The sequence below is a fragment of the Variovorax sp. J22R115 genome (assembly GCF_030317005.1).
Lineage (GTDB): Bacteria > Pseudomonadota > Gammaproteobacteria > Burkholderiales > Burkholderiaceae_C > Variovorax.
This window is the reverse complement of the sequence record NZ_JASZYM010000005.1, coordinates 169,659-188,888: the sequence shown is the minus strand read 5'-3', so window position 1 is coordinate 188,888 and position 19,230 is coordinate 169,659. Positions and strand designations below refer to the sequence as shown.

Below are 19,230 nucleotides of genomic sequence, written 5' to 3'. Positions count from 1 at the left end.
GTACGGTTCGCTAGCTAAAAGGCAATGATCATCTCGCCCCTGCCGTCCACTGCCAAGTCCCCCAGGTGCCGTTCGATGCGCCGGTTGCCCAGCGCCGCGAAGGGTCCGCCGTGGCGTGCCAGATCGCGTGCCAGCAATTGCCAGAACACCTCCGCCGCAGCAAGCGCGGGAACGAAGGTCGCGGGAGCGTCCCAAGCCGCCTGACCGCTGGCGAACACGACGCTGCCGCGCCGCATGCCCCAGCCCGCGTGCGCTCCGGGGCGCCCGCCGACGGCAATGGTGCCAGCGACCACGCGCGAGGCCAGGAAGTCGCCGGCATCGCCGTGCACGATCGCGCTGCCGCGCCGCATGCGATCCCCGAATCGCGCACCGGCATTGCCCTTGACGACGAAGGTGCCGCCGCGCATGCCGTCCATGCTGCCCGGCAAGGTGCTGGCCGCGAAATCGTCCACATCGCCCTGCACGGTGAAGGTGCCGCCTGCCATCTCACAGGCGGCCAGCAGGCCGGCGCGTCCGTTGACTCGCAACTCGCCCGCGCTCATGCAGCCCCCGGCATAGTGCCCGACGTTGCCATCGACATGGATGCGGCCCCCCGCCAGCTGCCAGCCCACGCGATCGAAGCGCGACAAGTCGCCGTCGAAAACGAGCCCGTCGCTGTCGTGCGGCTCCAGCTTGAAGAACTCTGCCAGCGGGACCCATGCGTTGCCATACCCCACAGTCACGCGCTCGACCTCGGTGACCGACAAATTCGCCAACGCCCCAGGCGTCACGCCGCGCAGGTCCACCCGGAGTGCAGGCGATGCCTTGAGCGTCAATCGCCAGCCGCTCATGGACCGCCCTCCCCCAGCAGCTTGCGCAGATGGAAGTGGAACGGGCCGAGCTTGCCGCCGTAGTTGCCCGCCGAAATGCGCAGCAGCCCACAGGCCGCACCGCATGCGATGCCAGCCTGCATGCCCACGCGCATCGCCGCGCCGACATCTGCTTCGGTCAGGCCGTCGATCACGATCTCCATCACGCAGCGTGTCTGCGGCGTCAGCTCGCTATGGGCCACCAGACCGTAGAGGCTGGGGCAGAAAGCGTCGTTGGTCGACGCATTCAGCGCCGCGTATTTGCTGCCCACCTTCGAGCCGGAACGCACCACGCCTCCGGGAAAGGGCAGGATCACGTTGGGCAGCGTCCTCATCGCGTTGACTGCCGCCTCGGAGACGGCCAGCGCGCTGTCGGTGTCGCTGCACAGCAGCAGCAGGTTGCCGCCGCCCACGCCCTTCACCACCGCCGTGCTTTCCTGCGCGACGAACTCGCCGTCCATCACCGGCACCCGCCAATAGCGCACGCCATCGATCACTTTCGAGATTTGCCAGCCATCGCCGAAGAAGCGCAGGTTCTGCCCCAGCGCGATCGCCTCCCCTTCGGCGATGCCGGCGTACACGGCGGTCGTCGGGCAGGTCAGCACGCATTGGCCGACACGCCGCTCGACCTGCTTGGCCAGCTCCTTGCCCGACATCGAGAAGATCAGCACGCTGAGGCCGGGGCGTCCGTCGGGCGTGTCTTCGGGCCCGAGTTCGCGTTCGATGCCTGCCTCGCAGCCGCAGGCGATCACCGAGGTGGCCAGGCCGGTCGCCGACACCGCCGCATGACGCGCCCAAGTGGCGTTGTGCGCAGTGATGATGATGCGCGTGGCCTTCATCGGAAAGGCTTCGGCGAAGCCGTCGTCGATCTGCACGCCGTTTCTGATCAAGGGATCGCTCATGACAAACCCTTGAAACACGCCGCCGGCAGCAGCCGCCCGCCGTTGCAGCAGTTGCACAGTTCATCGTGGCCGATCGCGATGTGATCGAAATTCACGGAGCCGTGCGCCGCGAGGTGCTTGCGCAAGGTCTTCTCGATGCCGCGGTCGTAGTCCGGCTCGACGAAATGGGTGCCGCCGACTGGCACGGCAGTGATGCGACCTCCGCGCGCCACCAACCCGCCATCCTTGAAGACGAACTCGGGCGTGGTGAACATCGCTTCGCGGTCAGCCCGTTCGCGGTACACCGCAATGTCCGCCGCCGCACCCATGCCCAGGTGCCCCCTGTCGCGCAAGCCCAGCAGCCGCGCGGGCGCGGCGCGCGTCATGATGGCGATCTCCCGCAGCGTCAGCTCGCGCGTGATCGAGCGCAACGCGCAGTTCGCCGCCACGTCCGGGTGCAGCTTCGCCAGTTGCTCTTCGCGGAAGCTGCGGTCCATCAGCAGGCGGATCAGGTGCGGGTAGCTGGTGAACGGTCCCCCGTTGGGGTGGTCGGTGGTCAGCACCACGCGCCACGGGTCCGTGACGAGCAGGAAAATCTCCAGGCCGATGACCCACTGCAAGGCATTCACGTAGCTCTGCTCGCGGTACCTGAAGGGAACGACACCGCAACCGGCCTCGCACTCGATGTCGCTGCCGGCCCATTTGCGCGGGCTGGCGAGTCCGGACTGGGCATGCTGGCGCATCGTGTCGCCCGAGGCCGTGACGGTCTGGCCGAACATGATCTGTCCGACATCGATGCTGACGTTCGGGTTGGCATTGACGGCTTCGGCGAGTTGCAGCGCCGCCGATGAAAACTTCTTCGGCCCTTCGGTGCCATAGGCGTGGAACTGCACGTGCGTCAGGTGCGCGGGCAATCCTTCCAGCGCCTGGATGGTCTGGAGCGTCGATTCGATGTTGCCGGCCACGCCGAGGTTGCTGCCGTGGATGTGCAGCGGGTGCGGCACGCCGAGTTCGCGCAGGGCCCGCGCCAGCGTGTGTACCACCTGGCGCGGCGTCACCTGCCAGTGGACATGGCGCTCGTCGACGTCCAGCTTGCGCTGGTTGAACTTGAAGGCTGAAATGCCCGCGGGGTTGACCACCTTGACGCCCATCGCCTTGGTCGAGTGAATCGTCCAGCCCATGTAGTCGCGGAGGGTCTCGAAGTTGTGCCCGCCCTCGCCGCCCTTGGACAGCAGTTCGAGAAACAACTCGTCATTGCCGAGCATCACGTAGGCGCCGTGATCGAGGATCGGCGTGTCGCCCATTTCCATGTGCGCGTGGCGCGCATTGCTCGCGACCATCGCCGGCTCGAAGGCGGCGGTGTAGCCCATCTCCACATAGCGGTAGCCCGTGGCCAGCGTGCCGGGCGCACAGCCGCCGCAGGACGCCAGTTCGAGCGGGTTGGCCGAGAGCGCCATCGGATTGCCATTGGCGCGATGAAGCTCGGGCATCAGCAGGCGCGCGAGGTTGACCTTGCCGCCGCCGATGTGCGTGTGCATGTCGATGCCGCCCGCCATCACGACGCAGCCGCTCGCGTCGACCTCGACATCGACCGGATCGCGCGCATCGAGCGACGCGATGCGGCCGTCCAGCACGCACAGGTCTCGCACGGTGTCGGCGGGCTGGGTCGGATCGATGATGCGACCGCCGCGCAGGCGCATGCTGCTCATGGACTGGCCGCCTTGGCGCGTGACGCCCGCACATCCTGCGTGATGCTGCCGACCACTTCGGCCAGCGTGGGCAAGGTGTCGCGATAGACCGGAACCAGCGGCAGCACCGTACCGCCGTCGGCGCGGAACAGATGGCCGGCCGAGCCGATGCCCGGTGTCGACACGGGAATGAACACGCTCCCGACGCGCGCTGCCGGCGAAGCCAGGTCGGGATGCCCCAGCAGAACGAGCGGCACAGGCGAATCGGGCGGCGCACACGTGGGGTCGAAGCTCGAAATCCACAGCAGGCCATCTACGGCCGCGTCGGCCAGAAGGCGCTCGGCGTCGAAGCACAGCGGTTCGTGCTCCAGCCCGGCGGGGCCGGAGCGGGAGCGCAGGGGCAAGCCCGAGAGCCAGGTGAATACCTCGTTGACCGTGCCCGCGCCGTTGCCGCCACCCAGCCACATCGCACCCGCGCGCGTGGTGCTGTTGAGTGTGCTGACGATGCGTTGGACGCCTTCGATGATCAAGGCGCCTTTCGCCGGCAACCGGCCCGTTTGGCCGACGATCACGGCGTAGCGTGCGGCGCGCAAGCGCTCGGCCAATGCAGCGAGCGGCAGGGGCGCTGAGCGCACGGCGCGTCGCGCCAGCAGCGCCGACAGCAAGGCCACCGTGGAGAACAAGTCGCCGTGCAGCGGGACCACCTCGGTCGTGACGCCGCTGTGGCGGGCCAGCGCCGTCAGTTCGGCCTGGCCGGCCGCCGCGTCCCCCAGCAACACCACGTGCCGCTGCGGAACCAGGCTCGCCTCCCCCAACCCGCAGCGCGCAAGGAACTCGGCCGCTTCCGCGGCAGGCAGTTCGCCCAGGCAGACGATGAGGTCGGCGCGGGTGCGCACCTCGGCCAGTGTGGTGCTGAAGCCGCCCCGATCCTGCAGCGAGCGCACGGACTGCATCAGCGCCGTGCCACCGGCGGGGTCGCAGATCGCGCCGGTTTCGCAGGCCAGGCGGTACACGGCGCGGGCGCCTGCCACGTCGGTGCCCAGGCCGCCGAAAAGTGGCTGCCTGCACGCCGCCAGTATGCGAGCAGCCTCTGCGATCGCATCGGACAGCTCGGCGGCATTCCCATCGATCAGCGGTGTCGCGGCCGAAGGAGTGGCCGAAAAGCGCGCGAGGCCAACGCGCGCGCTGGCGCACTGGCCATCGGCCAGTTCCAGCGACGCGCCGGACGCGCTGGTCCGGACGCTCAGATCGTCGCAAAGCAACACACAAAAAGGACAGGTCCAGCGCGCCGTACCGCCTTCCCTCGCCAGTAAGGATTCAGTCATCGCGCTGTTTCACGCAAGCGATGTGCCCACCGAACGCCTCACTGGTGCAGCGCGAGTGCGAACGGATGGCGAATGGAAAGCCGCCAGAAGTGAAACACTGTGTGGCGCCGCGTGTTGCAGTTCTGGCCCGGACGCACCATCTCGGTTTTCCTAACCCCAGGAATACCGCGGAACCGGCTCCGCCGGGCCGCCGGTATTGCCCCCGGCAGGGGGCGGGCGGCCACACGAAGTGGGCAAGCCTGGGCGCGAGCAAGGTGGCACGAAACGTGATGCGGGTAAACCCATGATGCAAACCAACATCGCCTTTCGTCAGCCGCGCACCCGGGGCAGTCCGCCGTCGTGCAGTGCGCTGGCCACCAACCAGGCTCCGGCACCGGCGGCGCCGGCGGCCTCCAGGTCACCCGGGTTGCGAATGCCGCCGGCCCCGACGAAGAAGGTCGCAGGCGATTTGCGGCGCACGTCGTCCAGGGTCTCCAGGTCGGGACCGGCACCTGCACCGACGCGCTCGAGCGTCATGACGATCACGCGCCGGGGCCACAGCGCGGGCGCATCCCAGCAGCCCGCGGCGTCCATGTGCTGGCCGTCGCGGCGGTCCAGCGACAGCACGCCTTCGCCGTTGCTACCACCACTGAAACAATGCTCGAGTTCTTCGCGCGACGCCAGCGACTCGCTGCCGAAGACCGGAACGACCCGTGCGCCGGCCGCACCAAATTCGAGCCTGAGCGCATCGGCCGCGCCTGCGTTCGCGAAACCGGCGTCGAGCCACAGTTCCAGCCCGGGCATGGCTTGCAGCAGTGTGCGCAAGACCGTCGACTGGCCGGGGTGCCCGAGCAAGGCGTCGAGGTCGGCCACGTACAGCTGGCGCGTGGCGCAGTGCTCGCAGAGGATCTTCGCCACCGTCACCGGGTCGCTGCTATGGCAAAGCCGCGATTCGATGGGCCGGTAGGCCTGGCGGTTGCCGCGCACGGCACGCACCACTTGGCCCTGCATGAGGTCGATGACGGGAATGAGGTTCATGTCGAGCGAACGAAGGGGGTGACGGGTGGAGCGATGAATCGGATCTTTGTCTACGAGTACCTGAGCGGCGGCGGAGAGATGGCCCCCGGCGAACTGCTGGCGATGGGCCAGTCCATGCGGGATGCCATCATGGCCGACTTGCTTCGCCTTGGAAACCATGAGGTGTCGGTCGCCACCTGCCAGCTGGCGTCGACCGTGCCGGAGCCTGCCCGTCCGGTCACCCCGCGCCCTGGCGAGTCGGCCTTCGATTTCGTCGCGCGCCAAGCCGACGCGCACGACCTCGCCTGGGTGGTCGCACCGGAGACCGACGGCCTGCTGGCGCGGCTTAGCCAGTGCGTCGATCCGGGCCGCTGGCTGGGCTGCGAAGGCCCGGCCATCCAACTCGCGACAAGTAAGCGCATGACCTTGATGACGCTGGCCGAAGCAGGCATTGCCACGCCATTGGCCTTCGAGCACGAGCAGGAGACCACGCGCTGGGTGGTCAAGCCGGACGACGGTGCCGGCGCCGTCGCGACCCGCCTGCATCACGACCCGGCTGCGGCGGTGGACGACTGGTCGGGGCGCTCGCGAGCCGGCAGCCCGATGGCGGTCGAGCCATGGGTCGAGGGCGCCGCGCTCAGCCTGTCCCTGCTGTGCGGCAGGAAGCGATGCGATCTGCTGAGCATCAACCGCCAACACCTGGACATCGACGAGCAAGGCTTCCTGTCGTTTCGCAGTGTCGAGGTGAATGTGATACCGCTCACCGATCCGCGCGCCGCGGCGCTGGGCACCCTGGCCGCACGCGTGCACCAGGCCATCCCCGGTCTGCGGGGCTTCGTCGGCATCGACCTCGTGTGGCATCAACGGCGCGGACCCGTGGTGATCGAGGTCAATCCGCGCGTGACCAGCGCCTACGTGGGCCTCTCGCGCTCACTGGGCCGCAACTTGGCGGCCGAGGTGATCGCGACCCGGGACGACGAGCGGGCTTCCAAGCCGAAGGCGGCGCACAGTCATGCCTGAGCGCACCGTGATCGGCTGGGACATCGGCGGCGCACACGCCAAGGCTTGCCTCCTGCAAGGCGGTGAAGTGCTCGACGTGGCGCAATGGCCCTGCGCTCTCTGGATGGGCATGGACCGGCTCGATGCGGTGCTGCAGGCAGCGCGGCAGCGATGGGCCGGGCTGGCTGAGGCTCAGCACGCCGTCACGATGACCGGTGAGATGGTCGACCTGTTCGCGGACCGCGAAGACGGCGTGCGGAAGATCGCGGCAGAGCTGGCTCGGGCACTGCCTGCGCCGGACCCTCCGCGCCTCGGGGGCGGCCCGGGCGCCGTTCATTTCTTCGCCGGCGATGCCGGCTGGTGCCGCGACGCAGAGGTGCCGGCCCTGTGGAATTCCATCGCATCGGCCAATTGGCTCGCGACAGCACGCCATGCTGCACAGTGCGTCGGCACCGGCTTGCTGATGGACATCGGCAGCACCACCACCGACCTGATCGCGTTCAGGAACGGACGCGTCCTGACGCACAGCCGCACCGATGCACAGCGTCTGGCCAGCGGCGAACTGGTCTACCACGGCGTGGTGCGCACGCCGCTGTGCGCGGTGGCGCAGCGCATCGATTGGCTTGGGACGCCGCACAACGTCATGAACGAGCTGTTCGCGACCACCGCCGACGTGTACCGGCTCACCGGTGAACTGAACCCCGCCCACGATCTGCACCCCAGCGCCGACAACGCCGACAAGGAACTGGATGCAACCCGCCAACGGCTGGCCCGCATGATCGGGCTCGACCGACGCGACGGCTCACCCGGCGAGTGGCTGGACTTCGCGCGGTCCTGGCGGGCCGTGCAGGTGGGCGTGCTCGGAGGCGAGATGCGCCGCGTGATGGAAACGCACGAGCTTGCGCACGACGCGGTGATCGTCAGCGCCGGTTGCGGCGACTTCCTGGTGCGCGACGTGGTGGCGAGCGCCAGGGCGGGCACGCCGCAGCCATGGACCGCGGACCGCCACGTCGCCTATGGCCGGGACGTGGTGCGCGCACGGACGCAAGCAGGCACCGGCCGCGCCGCGGTGCAGGACTGGGCTCAGGTGTGCGCTCCGTGCGTTGCCGTGGCAACGCTTTTCGACATGGACCCTTCGGTATGTGGATCGTCAAGATCGGCGGCAGCCTGAACGCGAATCCGATGCTGCCGGCATGGCTCGACCTGCTGGCCGAATGCGGTGGGGGCCGCGTGATCGTGGTCTGCGGTGGCGGCACCTTCGGCGACGAAGTGAGGCGTGCCCAGGCACAGTGGCACTTCAGTGACCTCAGCGCGCACAACATGGCGGTCCTCGCGATGGCGCAAACCGCCTACCTGGTGCACGGCCTGAATCCCGCATTGCAGCTCACGCGCACCCGGTCGGACATCAGTCGCGTGCTGCACAAGGGGCAGACGGCGCTGTGGCTGCCCCTCGAACTGCAACGCAACCGGACGACCGCGCAGACGAACTGGGAGTTCACGTCCGACAGCATCGCACTCGATCTCGCAAGTCGCCTGAATGCCGAGCGGCTGGTACTGGTCAAGTCGTGCGAGATCGACCCGCGATTGAGCCTGGCCGAGTTGGGAGATGCGGGCGTCGTCGACCAGCGTTTCGGGGCACTGTCGGACGGCGCGGCCTTTCCGATCGACATCGTCCACTTCAATGAGGTGGGCCGAATTCGATCATTGTTGCTGGGTCACGTCCGCTTCGACGATCAATGATTCGGCGCGCCGGATTCGGCGGCCGCATGGCGGTGCATCAGCGCGACCAGCGTCCGCAGGCGCTGGGGGTCGAGCGCCGAACTTCGGTCGCCGACGCACACCGCGGTCCGGAAGCCCGCGAAGTCGGGCGCTAGCGCGCGCAACAAGGGTTCATGCGCGACGCGCAGGGCGCCCGCCAGACCGACCATCGTCCCCGCCGCGCGCGCCGTGACGATGAAGCGCCGCAATTCGTCCATCCGCACAGCGTCGAACAGGCTGCCGGCACGCTTGTCGAAGGTGTCGGCCATCACGCCGGCGAACCCCAAGGCGCAGGCATGTGCCACATCGGCCAACTCCAGTCCCTTGTCGGCGATGAAGACCGGCACGATGGGCCAGCCGCTGGAAGCGAGTGCGTCGAGCACCGACCGCGCCTGCGGCACGCGCTCGATGCCGACCTTCACATAGTCGACGCCACACGCACCGACTGCCTCGACGCACGCCGCGATGCGGCCCCCCTCGTGCATCGCCACGTCGCCGATGGTGGCGCTGATGTCCAAGCCGCCGCCATGCCGGCGCAGCGCACCCACGATCTCGCGGATGGTAGTGATCGGCAGGCCGCCCAATGCACCGCGGCCCGGTTCCTTGAGGTCGATGAAGTCGGCTCCCCCGTCCGCAACCAGCAAGGCTTCCTCGACACTGCGCACGCTGACGAGCAGTTTCATGACGATGGTCCCTGTGTGACATGGGTGGTGCCGGCCCGGTGGCGCTGCACGGCGTCTACCAGCCAACCCCAGGCTTCGCGCTCCTCGGGGCCGGCCGTCTTGTCGATGGCGATCTGCAGGTAGGCCATCTCGCTGTCGACCTTGTGCGGCGGCAGCATGTGCAGGCGGCTTACCAGCACGGCGCCCTCGATCACGGCGGCCTGTGCGCGATTGAAGCCGGCGAAGTTCGCGTGCGTGACCTCGTGCACCCGCGTCATGCGCAGCACCGGGCGCTGCGCATCGTCGATCAGCTCGGCCAGCCTCAACTCCACATGGCTCAGGGCACTGTCCAGGCGAACGCCCACGATCTTCTCGGCCGGCCGCGTCGGCCAGTCGCGGCGGCCGGTCACGCAGCCGGCGAAGACGCGGGTATCGGTCACGATGTTGAGCACGGCGCAGGCGGTCGCGCAGATGTTGTCGTAGGTCGTCGATGGCTTGAACGGCATCAGCACCACCTGGTCGTCGTGGTAGCGCACGCCCATCGGTGCGACATGCGGCTTGCCGTCGGGCGCGACCGTGGTCACGACGGTTTCAAAGATCACGTCGTTCATTTGAAGGGCTCTTCGGTCGTCTTGCGTGGGGCCTTCGTCGTGCCCGGCGCGCACCACGCATCGAGGTTTTCGGCGCTGCGATCGATGGCGCATCCCCAGTCCAGTGGCTGATCCTGTACGTAGCGCTTGCCGAGCTTGTGGGCGATCTCGGCGTGCGCCAGTTCCACGCCCATGTAGAACGCATGCGCCGCATCGTCTTCGAGGCCGAGTTGCGGCCACAGTTCGAATGCGCCCTGCCCCCTGCGCAGCCCGTCGCGGTTGTAGACGTGCAGGCCGCTCACCGACACCTGCACGCGGAAGTTGGGATCGCGCACTTGCGCGGCGGTGGCCGCGATCTCTTCGGGCGTGTCGAGGAACGGGCGCTTGGAATGCACCGTCATCAACGCATCGGTCATGCCCTTGGGCAGCGTGCCGTGGTGGCGCGCGGCATACATGATGCGGCGTGCCCAGTCGGCCTCCTTCACCGCGCGGCGGGCGTGGTTGCTGACTTGCGTGGTCAAGACAGCGGCGACGTCGAGCTCGGCGCAGATCCCGAACAGCAAGGCGTTGATGCCGCTGGTGTCGGCTTCCGTCAGCTCGGTCAGATTGCCCACGCCCATCATGATCGGCACCTCGGGAAAGCGCTCGCGCAGCCGGTGATAGCGCACGATGGATGCAGTCAGGCCGAAGGGAATCGGGTCGAGGATCGAATCGGCGAGGAACTCCCTGCCCCGCCGCTGCATGATTTCGACCGCCTCGTGCAGCGAGGCTTCATCGCTGGGGACGCGAGGGATCAGGACCGGCGTGGATGCGACCTCATCCGCCACCCACAAGGTATCCACCGTCAGGCTGAGCAGGTAGTCGGCGCCCGCCCGGCCGCCGCGGAGCAACTCGCCGCTATCGACCGAATCGACGCTGACCCGGAAGCCCTCGGCCTTCAGCGCCAGGACGCACTCTTCGAGGTGTTCGAACGGGGTCTCCGGCAGGCAGCCCAGGTCGATGACATTGGCGCCGTCGGCGCGCAGGAGCCCGGCGCGCGCAACGACTTCCGGCACGGTCAGGCGGGGCGCATCGACGATCTCGGCAAAGATCGCGACCTCGTATTCGTCCAGCGTGATGGCCTTGGCAGCGCGGTCGAAAAAGCGCGGCAGGTCTTTCACCTCCTCGGGGCCGCGCTGCACCGGAATGCCGAAATGGCGCGCCAGAGCCTCCATGTCGCCACGACAGCGCCCCGGCACGACGATGCGGTCGACGCCCGCCGTCAGAGGCACCCGGCGGAGGATCATGTCGGCCGTCATCAGCCCGGCCACCTGCAGGCCCAGGTCTCGCACTTCCCAGGTGAAGGGCGCGGAATCGATGCTGGCCAGCACCCGCTCCAGACTCGGCTGCGCGAGGTGCCCGGTCAGGAAGAGGATGTGTTCCATGCGAGCGAGATTTCCTTCAGTCGGACGTCCAGTGCGGCTTCGAGCTCGGCCGGTGAGGTGACGACCCGGCAGAAATCGATCCCGCGAAGGCGCTCCACGTTGTCGAGTTCGATTCGCCTCGGCCGCAGCGTGACCCAATCGTGCGGCGACCGGGTCACAACCACCGGCTCGGTATCGCATGCAAACACGATGCCCGGTATGCCCCGCTTGCCGGCCTGCGCAAACATGTTGGTCGGCAGCGAATCGCTGATGCCGTAGGCGCACTTGGCCACCGTGTTGCTGGTGGCCGGGGCAACGACGACGGTGTGATAAATGTCCTCGTACAGCATGCCCACGGGCACGCCGCTGGCCGTCTTGTCGCGAAAGATCCTGAAGCGCGACTTCAGGTCATCGAGGTGCAGCCTGTAGATCTCCAGCACCTCTTCGCCGGCCGCCGAGAGGAACAGGTCGACCTTCGGCAGGCGTGCGGCCAGCGCCAGCGCCTCGTCCAGAAAGTGGCCGGAGCCGGTCACGCACCAGGCGAAACGCGAACGCGGCTCGCCATCGTCGGCCGGGGAATTCTCAGGATTCTTGCTCGGGATGGGAGACCTCGATCTGGAGCTTGTGGATCTTGCGGTAGAGCGTGTTCCGGCTGACATCCAGCGCCTTGGCGACGTTGCTCACGTTCCACCGGTGCTGTTCGAGCATTTGCAGCAGCAGTTGGCGTTCGTTGGCCTGGATCAAGTTGAGCTTGGCACAGCCTGGCGCGTTGTCGCCGTGCCCGTCGCGTGCGGTTCCCGGCGCCGCGGCCGATGTCGAAGCCGGCGCAATCGAATCGACCCGTTCGCCATGGATCCCTGACGCCGGTTGGAGGTTGACGGCCATCGCAGGCAGGTGGACGCGGGTGATCGGCTTGCCATCGGCCAGCGCAGCCGCGGTGCGCAGCGCATGCCTCAGCTGGCGGATGTTGCCGGGCCAGGCGTGTGCCATGAGCAGGCGCTCGGCCTCGGGGCTCAGGGACGCATCGGGGCCACCCTCGGTGGCCAGCAGGGCGCGAATCAGCGCGAGCCTGTCGCTGCGCTCGCGCAGGGGCGGCAATTGCACTTCGATGCCCGCGAGCCGGTAGTACAGGTCTTCGCGGAACTTCCCCTCACGCACCAACGTCGGCAAGTAGCGATGGCTGGCGCTGATCAGCTGGAATTCGACCGCATGGCTTTCCTCGGTCCCCAGTGGCGTGACGCGGCGCTCGTCGAGCACGCGCAGCAGGCGCGATTGCAGTTCCAGCGGCATGTCGGCGATTTCGTCGAGAAACAGCGTGCCGCCGTCCGCCTGCAGGACCTTGCCGCGGCGCCCTGAACGCTGCGCGCCAGTGAATGCGCCGGCGCAATAGCCGAAGAGTTCGGATTCGATCAGGGCTTCGGGCAGGCTTGCGCAATTGATCGCCACGAAGGGGCCTGCCGAGCGCGGGCTGCCGTCGTGCAGCGCACGCGCGAACACCTCCTTGCCCGAGCCGGTTTCGCCGCAGACCAGCACCGGCGTGCCACGGGCGATCACCCGCCGGCCGATGCCCAACTGTTCCTCGAGCCGCGGGTCTTCGAAAGTGCAATCGGCCGTCGCGGCGCTGAGGACGGCCGGCCGGGCCTTTGCACGCGCGATCGGAGCCGTCGACGAGTCGCCCGACGGCAACGAGACGGCCATCGCATCCGCCGCCGAGGCCGGGCGCCGCGCGACTGCGAAGAAGCGCAGTGCCGCGTCGGTGCCGTAGGTGACGACCGGGTGGAACGACGAGGATGCGCTGCGCTGCAGCATGTCGGCGAGCGAAGTCTGGAACAGGTCTTCGATGCGCCGCGAGCGGATCTGGTCCATCGACTGCAGCCCGAGTTGGAACATCGCGCTGCGATTGGCGGCAAGGATGCGCCCGTCGTCGTCCACCGCCAGCTTGCCCTCGTGCAGGGTGTAGACGAACTCCGGGCGGCTGTGGAAATGCAGCGGATGGGCGTTGCGGAACTGGCGATCGATCAGGCGGTTCTCGATCATCCGTGCGGTCATGGACAACAACACCAGGAGGTGCTGCTGCATCAGGCTGGAACGGCTCGTCACATCGAGCGCGGCGACGATGTTGCCCGTGGGGTCGAACACCGGGACGGCCGAACAGGTGAGCTGGGTGAACTGCGTGTAGAAGTGATCGTCGCGGCACACGGTCACCGGGCCCGCCGCGGCCAGGCAAGTTCCCATGCCGTTGGTGCCGGCTTCGGTTTCGCTCCAGATGCCGCCGGCGCGCAATCCCAGTGGCCCGACCTCGGCAGCGAACTCGGGCGACGACACCATGTGCAGGATCACGCCATCCGTGTCGGTCAACAACACGGCCATCTCGTTGTCGGCCAGTTGCTGGTACAGCGTGGTCATCTCGTACCGCGCGCACTCGATCACGGCGGCGTGGCGCGCGCGCCGCTCCTCGAGCGGTCCGCGCGCGATGATGTTCGGGCCATGCGGCTTGTCCGGCCGCAGGTTGTATTCGTTGAGGCAGCGAATCCAGGAACTCGTCACCACGTCGGTGGTCTGGTCCTGAAGCCCGCCGCGCACGATGTCCAGCACACGATCCGCGTGCGGGTCGGCAGGCTTTTCGCCTTTTCGAAGGGTCAGCGCCATCGATGTCTCCATGTGCGGCCGGCCTGCCCGATGCATGGTGCCTGGGGCCACTGTGTGTATGGCCCGCATTTTGCAGCTTGTGATGTGTTGCACGCAAAAGATACTTTTTGCGACAACATGCCGCCACGCACGAGCCACTAACGAAAGCGCACGTTGACCTCTGGCCATCACTCCCCGAGTTCCACGCCCTGGATCGCCCCGCCCTCGTTGGCGGACCGGCCCGCGTTGGACGTGATCTTCATCGAAGGCTTCGTCGGCCACACGGTCATCGGCATCCACGAGACGGAATTGCACCGCGCACAGCCGCTGGTCATCGACGTGCACGCAGGTCTCGCCCGCGCACGCGCCTGCGACACCGATCGCATCGCCGACACCATCGACTACGGCGCAGTGTGCGAGCGGCTGCGTCGCCTGCTGGCGGAACACGAGTTGCAATTGCTCGAGGCCTTCGCCGAAGCCATTGCCGATATCGTCATCCGCGAGTTCGGCGCGATCTGGGTTCGTGTCAAGGTGGCGAAGCCACGGAAGTTCGACGACGTCAATGCCGTCGGCGTACAGATCGAGCGCCGGGCACCGCCCGACGAGACGCTCTCCTCCCACTCAGGCGCAGTCCTGCGCCTGATCGGTTCTGGCATGGTGCCTGAGTAGAAAAGCGCCAACCAAGCGCCCGGCCCCTTCCAGGAACACCCCGGGCCGCTGGGTGTTGCCCCCGGAAGGGGGTTGGCGACGCGACACGAAGTGCGCGCAGCCTGGGGGCGACTTCAGCTGTGCGCCGCGAACGGATGGGCGGCGCTGCCCTTCTTGGCGACGACCTCGGCGGCCGTGGGCGAACCGGAGACGGCACGCTGGATGGACTCCTTGGTGGCCTGGTAGTTGTAGTCCTGGATCTTCGTGTCGTCGTCGGCCAGCCAGTGGATGAAGACGCCGACGCAGATGAACAGGTTGTCGGCTTCGTCGGCCGGGATGGTGCCGTCTTCGACGCAGTCGGCCACCGCCATGGCAACGGCCCGCTGGGCCGGACCGAACATCTGCACGGCCTGCTTGGCGCCCTTGATGGTGACCTTGTTGAAGAGCACTGTCGCCGGCTTGGTCAGCAGGTTGGGTGCAACCACGGCCAGAAGACAGGTGAAGCCGTCCTTCTGGTTGGTGAGAGCGTTCGCGAAGGCTGTTTCGGCAGGGCTGCCGCGCGGCCCGATGATCAGATCGATGTGAGCGACCTCGTTGCCCTCACCGACGAGTGACTCGCCGACCATCATGCGATCAATTTTTGCCATGGTTATTAGTCTCCTGAGTGCGTTCTGGGGCCATAGGGGACACTGGCCTGACGGCCAGCGCAACGTGTCAGGTATCACGATCCGTGCCACCCGGGCCGGGCGGCGCGGCGGCAGATCACGATGGGCCCGTCAGGCCCGAGATCAGCAACGCGGCCACCGTCAAATCGGCCGTCGTCCCCGGGTTGATGCGATCTGCCTTGAGCGAGGCGTCCCAGGCCGCGAAATCGGGATCGACGTCGAGCCCGCCATGGCAGCGCTGGCGTACCCGCCATCCCTGCGCCGCAGTCATGACAATGTGTGCCACGGCTTCGCCATGAATTCGAACAATGTGTGAATCGGGAAAGCTGCTGAGCAGCGCCAGATAGAGCCGCTGGACCGCTGCGACGGTGCCCGTATCCGGCGCGCCACTGACCGAGGTCGCCATCAATGTGAACCTGGTCCCGAGCGTCGGCCCCCCCAGCTCGAACAGGTCGTAGTAGGCGTCGCGATACTGGCGTGCAATGCTGTCGCGGTGTGCAGCGAGCGCCATCGCCGCGCGAAGGTCCACGCTCGGCGGGTGCCTGACGTCCTGCTCCGGCGCGGTGGCCAGACCGCCCGGACGAGCGCGCGCGATGGCGCGGAAGGCCGCCTGCGCATCGGACAGATCGAGTTCGCCCAGCACGGATTCGACAGCCTCCCGCAAGTCCGCCGGCACCGTGGCGTCGGGCCGCAGTTCGACAGCCCGGGCAATGGGCGCGCACAGCAGCACGATGCCCAGATTGCTGTTGCAGCCGGCGGCCGCCCAAGTCGCTTCCACCGACGCCTCGATCCGCTCGCCCACCGATGCGCCGGACTCGAACAGCGGCCCCGCCACGGCCCGTGCGCTCGCGATGAAGGTCTCGGCCGTCATGCCGTGCCCGGCCGATGCCCGGCTGACATTGCCCGGCTTGCGCACGTCCACGTCGAGCTCGCACGCCCGCAGGAAGCAGGCCCTGGCCCGGTCCGTTGCGCACTGGCGCATTTCTGTGACAGGCATGTTCATGCGCGGCGCGGCAGCTTCAACTGCGCCCCGCCCTCGGAGCCGGCGAGCTTGCGGTCGAGCAAGTCGTCGACGATGCAGCGGGCGATGTCGAAGCTGGTCACGCGCTGCAATCCCTGCCAGGCCGCGACACCGTTGACTTCGATCACCTGGATACCGCGCCTCGATCCCGACCTCGTGCGCGGTGCCGAAGGCATCAGGTCCACGCCCGCGTAGTCCATGCCCAGCGCGAGCGCGGCGCCTTCGGCCAGTTCGGCCAGTTCGGGCGTCAGCTCCGCCGGCTCGCAGCGCGCACCTTGCGCGACGTTGTGAATCCAGTGCCGGCTCACTCGCCGCATGGCGGTGACGGCCCGCCCGCCGACCACCAGCACCCGCCAGTCGAAGCCGGGCGTCGTCGGCGCCGGAATGAAGCGCTGCAGATAGGCGAGCGATCCGTAGGCGGCCTCGATGTCCGGCAGCGGGTGGTGAACGCCATCCACCTGGCCCACCAGCTGCAAGCCCTTGCCCTGGGAACCGAACAGCGGCTTGAGCACCAGCGCGTGGCCGGCCGCGCCTTCTCGGATCGCGATGCGCTGCGCCTGTGCCAGCGATTCCGTGGCCCAGGTAGGCGGCGTGGGAATGCGTGCCGCATGCAGCAGCAGGCTGGTCATCGATTTGTCCACGCTGCGCTCGATCGCCCGAGCGTCGTTGTACACGGGCACGCCGAGTTCGCGCAGCGCATGCAGCACGCCGAGCCGCTTCGTGACCTGCTCGAAGGTTCCGCTCGCGATGCCACGCACGAGCGCAGCGTCGGGCAGATCGCGGCCGAAGCCAGGGATGACCAGGCCATGCCAAGCCGCCGTCGTGTCGATCCGGCAGTCCGCCAGATCGACGCAGCGACCGACGCAGCTTCGGGCCCGCAGCGCCGCCTGGAGCCTGCGCGTGTGCCAACCGGTCTCGTCCGTCATGATGGCCACGTTGAAGCCTGTGAAGCGTGCGAGGCTGACCATCACGCTTCCTTCCGCCACAGGCCGAGCAGCAGCGGCATGTTCAGGCCACCGGCGTGCCAGGTGTTGCCGCTGTCGAGGTTGCTGACCCACACCTCGGCGGGTGCGAACAAGGCGCCGTCGATCTTGTAGAAGTCGAATTCGGCCGCCTTGAAGATCTCCGCAAACGAACGGCCGTAGTCGCCGGAGTTGCTCGACGGTAGCTGCTTCGCCAGTTCGCGCGCCGCTGCATCGCCGCCACGCACGGTGAGGTGCACGCGGCCGCCGTAGAGGATCGCGTCGTTGGTTCGTCCCATGGCCTCCACGCCGTCGGCGCTCGGGGCGGGCAATGGCGCCGCGCCCGCACCGCCAACGATGTGGCCGAGGTCGAATCCCAACTGGTGCGCCTTGTGCAGCGCGACCTCCAGCACGCGTGCCACCACCTGCGTGGTGCCGGCGAGGCTGGTCGTCGGCGTGAGGATCAGCGTCAGCCCTTCGCCGCTCAAGTGGCAATCGCGCAGCAGCTTGTCGATGATCACCTGCGGCGGCGCGCGATCGACCTCCAGCACGAGCACCCCGGCCTCCGCGCGGTCGCGGTAGCCGAGTTCATCGAATAGCGTTTCCTTGGTCGCCAGCGCGCGCGCCGGGCCCGAGCCGAGCGAGAAGAATTTCTTGCCCCCCGTTTCCTCCTTGCTGGCCGCAAGGCTCCAGCCGGCGTACTGGCTGCCCAGGCAGGCCAGCACCGGCTGCGCGCTGTGCACCTCGATCCAGCTGGGCCAGCCCTCCCTTCCGTCGGGACGCAGGCTCACCTGGCCGAGCCCGCCCATGCAGATCTCGCCCACGAGCAGGCCCGCCGCCACGCTGCCGCCCACGGAGATACCCGCATCGACGATATAGGGACCGGCCCCGTCACGATGTGCCCGCACGTCGAGCGCATCGGCGGTGGCCAGCAGTCGCTCGACGAGCGGCCGCGAGAGCGCGTTCACGCTGAGCGTGGATGCGGCCAGGGGTGCCGCCGCGACATCGGTCATACGGATGACTCCAGGGATTGATGCACGGCCATGCGGCCAAGCTGCAGTAACTCGCGCACCTGCCCGGCGTTCGTGCCGCTGGCGCTCACGCTGCACAAGGGATCACCGGCCTCGAAGCCCGAAGCAGCGGCGGGCAGATCGTGGCAGCCGGCGCGTGCGGCCAGACGCTGCGAGGCGGGCTCATCGAGCCAGAGCCGGCGCGGCGCGAAGACGACTTCGTTGCCACGAACGAGGTCGCTCGCCGCCTGCGCGGGCCTCGACGGAAGGTCGCCCTGAACACAGGCACGCACATGCGCTGCCACGATGCCACGACCGTAAAGCGCCATGCTGGCCGGCGGCCGCGGGTTGACCTCGAGCACATTGACGGTATCGACGTCAAGCATGAAGTCCAGGCTGCCGAGGCCGCGCAGGGAAAAGGCCGCCACCAGCGCGCGCAACGCTTCCGTCACTTGGGCGCCCACGATGTCGGGCAGTTGCACCGGCCCCACGGAACCGCAAAACACGAAGGGCCGCCCCGCCAGGGGCCGCACGATCAGTTCGTTGAATCCGAGCAGCGAGGCATCGCCCCCATTCGCGATGAACGTCGCCGACATCGGCGTGCCCGAGGTCTCGCGCTGGAAGTAGTGATGGGCACTCAAAGCATCGTCAGGCGGCGCCCTGCCCCGCTGCGATGCCGCCCGGCTGATGTGCCAGCCGCCGCAGCCATGCGCATCCTTGACGAGCCAGCCGGCCGCATCCTCGGGAGCAGTCATTCGCACTTCCGGATGGACGATCCCTCGTGAGTCGAGGAAACTGAAAAAGGTCTTCGGCTCCCGCACGCGCCGCATCGCGTCGCCCTGCGTGCCGATCAGCGGCAGCAGCGCCGCACCGCTCTCCAGCAGATCGGGCCGGCCCTCGAACCCCGAGCCGGCGATCCACCCGGCCACACGGCCCCGCTGCGCGAGCGCTTGCAGCGCCGACAGCAACCGCGCGCCGTCGACGCTCAAGCTTGCCGGATCGCCGAGCGAATGCCACTCGGCGCAGGCACGTCGGGTGTCCGTGTCGCCGAACAGATCGAGCGCCACCACTTCGAAGCCGTCAGCGACGGCCGACTCCGCCAGCATTCGCGCGGAGATGGAAACCACGGCAATCGCTGTCATCACG

The 19,230-nt window shown here is 68.0% G+C and carries 19 protein-coding genes; 4 read left to right on the top strand and 15 right to left on the bottom strand.

Features of this window, described 5'->3' with window-relative positions:
• Positions 1 to 14: 14 nt before the first annotated feature.
• The 5 genes from QTI04_RS10690 to QTI04_RS10670 all read right to left on the bottom strand — a co-directional run bounded on the left by QTI04_RS10690 (position 15) and on the right by QTI04_RS10670 (position 5,759).
• Positions 15 to 830, bottom strand: coding sequence for a formylmethanofuran dehydrogenase subunit C (locus tag QTI04_RS10690; protein WP_286615587.1), 816 nt, complete (start codon positions 828 to 830; stop codon positions 15 to 17).
• Positions 827 to 1,750 carry a formylmethanofuran--tetrahydromethanopterin N-formyltransferase gene (gene fhcD, locus QTI04_RS10685; RefSeq protein WP_286615585.1) on the bottom strand — a complete coding sequence of 308 codons (924 nt, stop codon included), beginning with the start codon at positions 1,748 to 1,750 and terminating at the stop codon, positions 827 to 829. Before fhcD ends, QTI04_RS10690 begins: the two co-directional genes overlap by 4 nt.
• Positions 1,747 to 3,438 carry a formylmethanofuran dehydrogenase subunit A gene (locus QTI04_RS10680; RefSeq protein WP_286615584.1) on the bottom strand — a complete coding sequence of 564 codons (1,692 nt, stop codon included), beginning with the start codon at positions 3,436 to 3,438 and terminating at the stop codon, positions 1,747 to 1,749. The genes fhcD and QTI04_RS10680 overlap by 4 nt, the downstream gene beginning before the upstream one ends.
• Entirely contained in the window at positions 3,435 to 4,742 is a 1,308-nt protein-coding gene (locus tag QTI04_RS10675) for a formylmethanofuran dehydrogenase (RefSeq protein WP_286615582.1), read from the bottom strand. Before QTI04_RS10675 ends, QTI04_RS10680 begins: the two co-directional genes overlap by 4 nt.
• Positions 4,743 to 5,051: 309 nt before the next feature.
• The gene (locus QTI04_RS10670) at positions 5,052 to 5,759 is read right to left on the bottom strand and encodes a HisA/HisF-related TIM barrel protein (RefSeq protein WP_286598618.1); all 708 of its coding nucleotides are present in this window, start codon (positions 5,757 to 5,759) and stop codon (positions 5,052 to 5,054) included.
• Between the two features lie 33 nt (positions 5,760 to 5,792).
• On the opposite strand from QTI04_RS10670, the gene QTI04_RS10665 reads away from it, so the two are divergent.
• Genes QTI04_RS10665 through QTI04_RS10655 form a run of 3 tightly spaced genes read left to right on the top strand, consistent with a single transcriptional unit; the run spans position 5,793 to position 8,477 of the window.
• On the top strand, positions 5,793 to 6,758 hold the full coding sequence (locus tag QTI04_RS10665) for an ATP-grasp domain-containing protein (protein ID WP_286615580.1): 966 nt from the start codon (positions 5,793 to 5,795) through the stop codon (positions 6,756 to 6,758).
• Positions 6,751 to 7,908, top strand: coding sequence for a hydantoinase/oxoprolinase family protein (locus tag QTI04_RS10660; RefSeq protein ID WP_286598622.1), 1,158 nt, complete (start codon positions 6,751 to 6,753; stop codon positions 7,906 to 7,908). The genes QTI04_RS10665 and QTI04_RS10660 overlap by 8 nt, the downstream gene beginning before the upstream one ends.
• Positions 7,878 to 8,477: an aspartate kinase gene (locus QTI04_RS10655; protein WP_286598623.1), complete on the top strand. Its 600-nt coding sequence runs from the start codon at positions 7,878 to 7,880 to the stop codon at positions 8,475 to 8,477. The genes QTI04_RS10660 and QTI04_RS10655 overlap by 31 nt, the downstream gene beginning before the upstream one ends.
• On the opposite strand, the gene QTI04_RS10650 is transcribed toward QTI04_RS10655, so the two are convergent.
• From QTI04_RS10650 to QTI04_RS10630, 5 genes are read right to left on the bottom strand one after another with little or no spacing between them, the layout of a single operon-like run.
• Positions 8,471 to 9,178, bottom strand: coding sequence for a (5-formylfuran-3-yl)methyl phosphate synthase (locus QTI04_RS10650; protein WP_286615578.1), 708 nt, complete (start codon positions 9,176 to 9,178; stop codon positions 8,471 to 8,473). The two genes, QTI04_RS10655 and QTI04_RS10650, sit on opposite strands and share 7 nt — an antisense overlap.
• Positions 9,175 to 9,768: a DUF447 domain-containing protein gene (locus QTI04_RS10645; protein WP_286615576.1), complete on the bottom strand. Its 594-nt coding sequence runs from the start codon at positions 9,766 to 9,768 to the stop codon at positions 9,175 to 9,177. The genes QTI04_RS10650 and QTI04_RS10645 overlap by 4 nt, the downstream gene beginning before the upstream one ends.
• Positions 9,765 to 11,171, bottom strand: coding sequence for a DUF6513 domain-containing protein (locus tag QTI04_RS10640; RefSeq protein ID WP_286615575.1), 1,407 nt, complete (start codon positions 11,169 to 11,171; stop codon positions 9,765 to 9,767). Before QTI04_RS10640 ends, QTI04_RS10645 begins: the two co-directional genes overlap by 4 nt.
• On the bottom strand, positions 11,150 to 11,809 hold the full coding sequence (locus tag QTI04_RS10635; RefSeq protein WP_286615572.1) for a flavoprotein: 660 nt from the start codon (positions 11,807 to 11,809) through the stop codon (positions 11,150 to 11,152). The genes QTI04_RS10640 and QTI04_RS10635 overlap by 22 nt, the downstream gene beginning before the upstream one ends.
• Positions 11,733 to 13,799 (bottom strand): sigma-54-dependent Fis family transcriptional regulator, encoded by a 2,067-nt coding sequence (locus QTI04_RS10630; protein WP_286615570.1) that lies wholly within the window; start codon positions 13,797 to 13,799, stop codon positions 11,733 to 11,735. Before QTI04_RS10630 ends, QTI04_RS10635 begins: the two co-directional genes overlap by 77 nt.
• Before the next feature lie 153 nt (positions 13,800 to 13,952).
• Here QTI04_RS10630 and QTI04_RS10625 point away from each other — a divergent pair, with 153 nt between their 5' ends.
• Positions 13,953 to 14,447, top strand: a complete 495-nt coding sequence (locus QTI04_RS10625; RefSeq protein ID WP_286598631.1) for a dihydroneopterin aldolase — start codon at positions 13,953 to 13,955, stop codon at positions 14,445 to 14,447.
• A gap of 113 nt (positions 14,448 to 14,560) precedes the next feature.
• Here the strand turns inward: QTI04_RS10625 and fae are convergent, their stop codons facing one another.
• The 5 genes from fae to QTI04_RS10600 all read right to left on the bottom strand — a co-directional run bounded on the left by fae (position 14,561) and on the right by QTI04_RS10600 (position 19,226).
• Complete coding sequence (fae, locus tag QTI04_RS10620) at positions 14,561 to 15,073, bottom strand: formaldehyde-activating enzyme (RefSeq protein ID WP_286598632.1); 513 nt, start codon at positions 15,071 to 15,073, stop codon at positions 14,561 to 14,563.
• A gap of 115 nt (positions 15,074 to 15,188) precedes the next feature.
• Positions 15,189 to 16,088 (bottom strand): triphosphoribosyl-dephospho-CoA synthase, encoded by a 900-nt coding sequence (locus QTI04_RS10615; protein WP_286598633.1) that lies wholly within the window; start codon positions 16,086 to 16,088, stop codon positions 15,189 to 15,191.
• 2 nt (positions 16,089 to 16,090) lie between these two features.
• Complete coding sequence (locus QTI04_RS10610; RefSeq protein ID WP_286615568.1) at positions 16,091 to 17,080, bottom strand: RimK family alpha-L-glutamate ligase; 990 nt, start codon at positions 17,078 to 17,080, stop codon at positions 16,091 to 16,093.
• Complete coding sequence (gene mch / locus QTI04_RS10605; protein WP_286598635.1) at positions 17,080 to 18,087, bottom strand: methenyltetrahydromethanopterin cyclohydrolase; 1,008 nt, start codon at positions 18,085 to 18,087, stop codon at positions 17,080 to 17,082. The genes QTI04_RS10610 and mch overlap by 1 nt, the downstream gene beginning before the upstream one ends.
• Positions 18,084 to 19,226, bottom strand: a complete 1,143-nt coding sequence (locus QTI04_RS10600; protein WP_286615566.1) for an ATP-grasp domain-containing protein — start codon at positions 19,224 to 19,226, stop codon at positions 18,084 to 18,086. The genes mch and QTI04_RS10600 overlap by 4 nt, the downstream gene beginning before the upstream one ends.
• Between the last annotated feature and the right edge of the window lie 4 nt (positions 19,227 to 19,230).

Bases quoted from the DNA above. Each gene is read 5' to 3' on its own strand.
- QTI04_RS10690 (WP_286615587.1), bottom strand. From the start codon at position 830: ATGAGCGGCTGGCGATTGACGCTCAAGGCATCGCCTGCACTCCGGGTG.
- fhcD (WP_286615585.1), bottom strand. From the start codon at position 1,750: ATGAGCGATCCCTTGATCAGAAACGGCGTGCAGATCGACGACGGCTTC.
- QTI04_RS10680 (WP_286615584.1), bottom strand. From the start codon at position 3,438: ATGAGCAGCATGCGCCTGCGCGGCGGTCGCATCATCGATCCGACCCAG.
- QTI04_RS10675 (WP_286615582.1), bottom strand. From the start codon at position 4,742: ATGACTGAATCCTTACTGGCGAGGGAAGGCGGTACGGCGCGCTGGACC.
- QTI04_RS10670 (WP_286598618.1), bottom strand. From the start codon at position 5,759: ATGAACCTCATTCCCGTCATCGACCTCATGCAGGGCCAAGTGGTGCGT.
- QTI04_RS10665 (WP_286615580.1), top strand. From the start codon at position 5,793: ATGAATCGGATCTTTGTCTACGAGTACCTGAGCGGCGGCGGAGAGATG.
- QTI04_RS10660 (WP_286598622.1), top strand. From the start codon at position 6,751: ATGCCTGAGCGCACCGTGATCGGCTGGGACATCGGCGGCGCACACGCC.
- QTI04_RS10655 (WP_286598623.1), top strand. From the start codon at position 7,878: ATGTGGATCGTCAAGATCGGCGGCAGCCTGAACGCGAATCCGATGCTG.
- QTI04_RS10650 (WP_286615578.1), bottom strand. From the start codon at position 9,178: ATGAAACTGCTCGTCAGCGTGCGCAGTGTCGAGGAAGCCTTGCTGGTT.
- QTI04_RS10645 (WP_286615576.1), bottom strand. From the start codon at position 9,768: ATGAACGACGTGATCTTTGAAACCGTCGTGACCACGGTCGCGCCCGAC.
- QTI04_RS10640 (WP_286615575.1), bottom strand. From the start codon at position 11,171: ATGGAACACATCCTCTTCCTGACCGGGCACCTCGCGCAGCCGAGTCTG.
- QTI04_RS10635 (WP_286615572.1), bottom strand. From the start codon at position 11,809: ATGTCAGCCGGAACACGCTCTACCGCAAGATCCACAAGCTCCAGATCG.
- QTI04_RS10630 (WP_286615570.1), bottom strand. From the start codon at position 13,799: ATGGCGCTGACCCTTCGAAAAGGCGAAAAGCCTGCCGACCCGCACGCG.
- fae (WP_286598632.1), bottom strand. From the start codon at position 15,073: ATGGCAAAAATTGATCGCATGATGGTCGGCGAGTCACTCGTCGGTGAG.
- QTI04_RS10615 (WP_286598633.1), bottom strand. From the start codon at position 16,088: ATGCCTGTCACAGAAATGCGCCAGTGCGCAACGGACCGGGCCAGGGCC.
- QTI04_RS10610 (WP_286615568.1), bottom strand. From the start codon at position 17,080: ATGGTCAGCCTCGCACGCTTCACAGGCTTCAACGTGGCCATCATGACG.
- mch (WP_286598635.1), bottom strand. From the start codon at position 18,087: ATGACCGATGTCGCGGCGGCACCCCTGGCCGCATCCACGCTCAGCGTG.
- QTI04_RS10600 (WP_286615566.1), bottom strand. From the start codon at position 19,226: ATGACAGCGATTGCCGTGGTTTCCATCTCCGCGCGAATGCTGGCGGAG.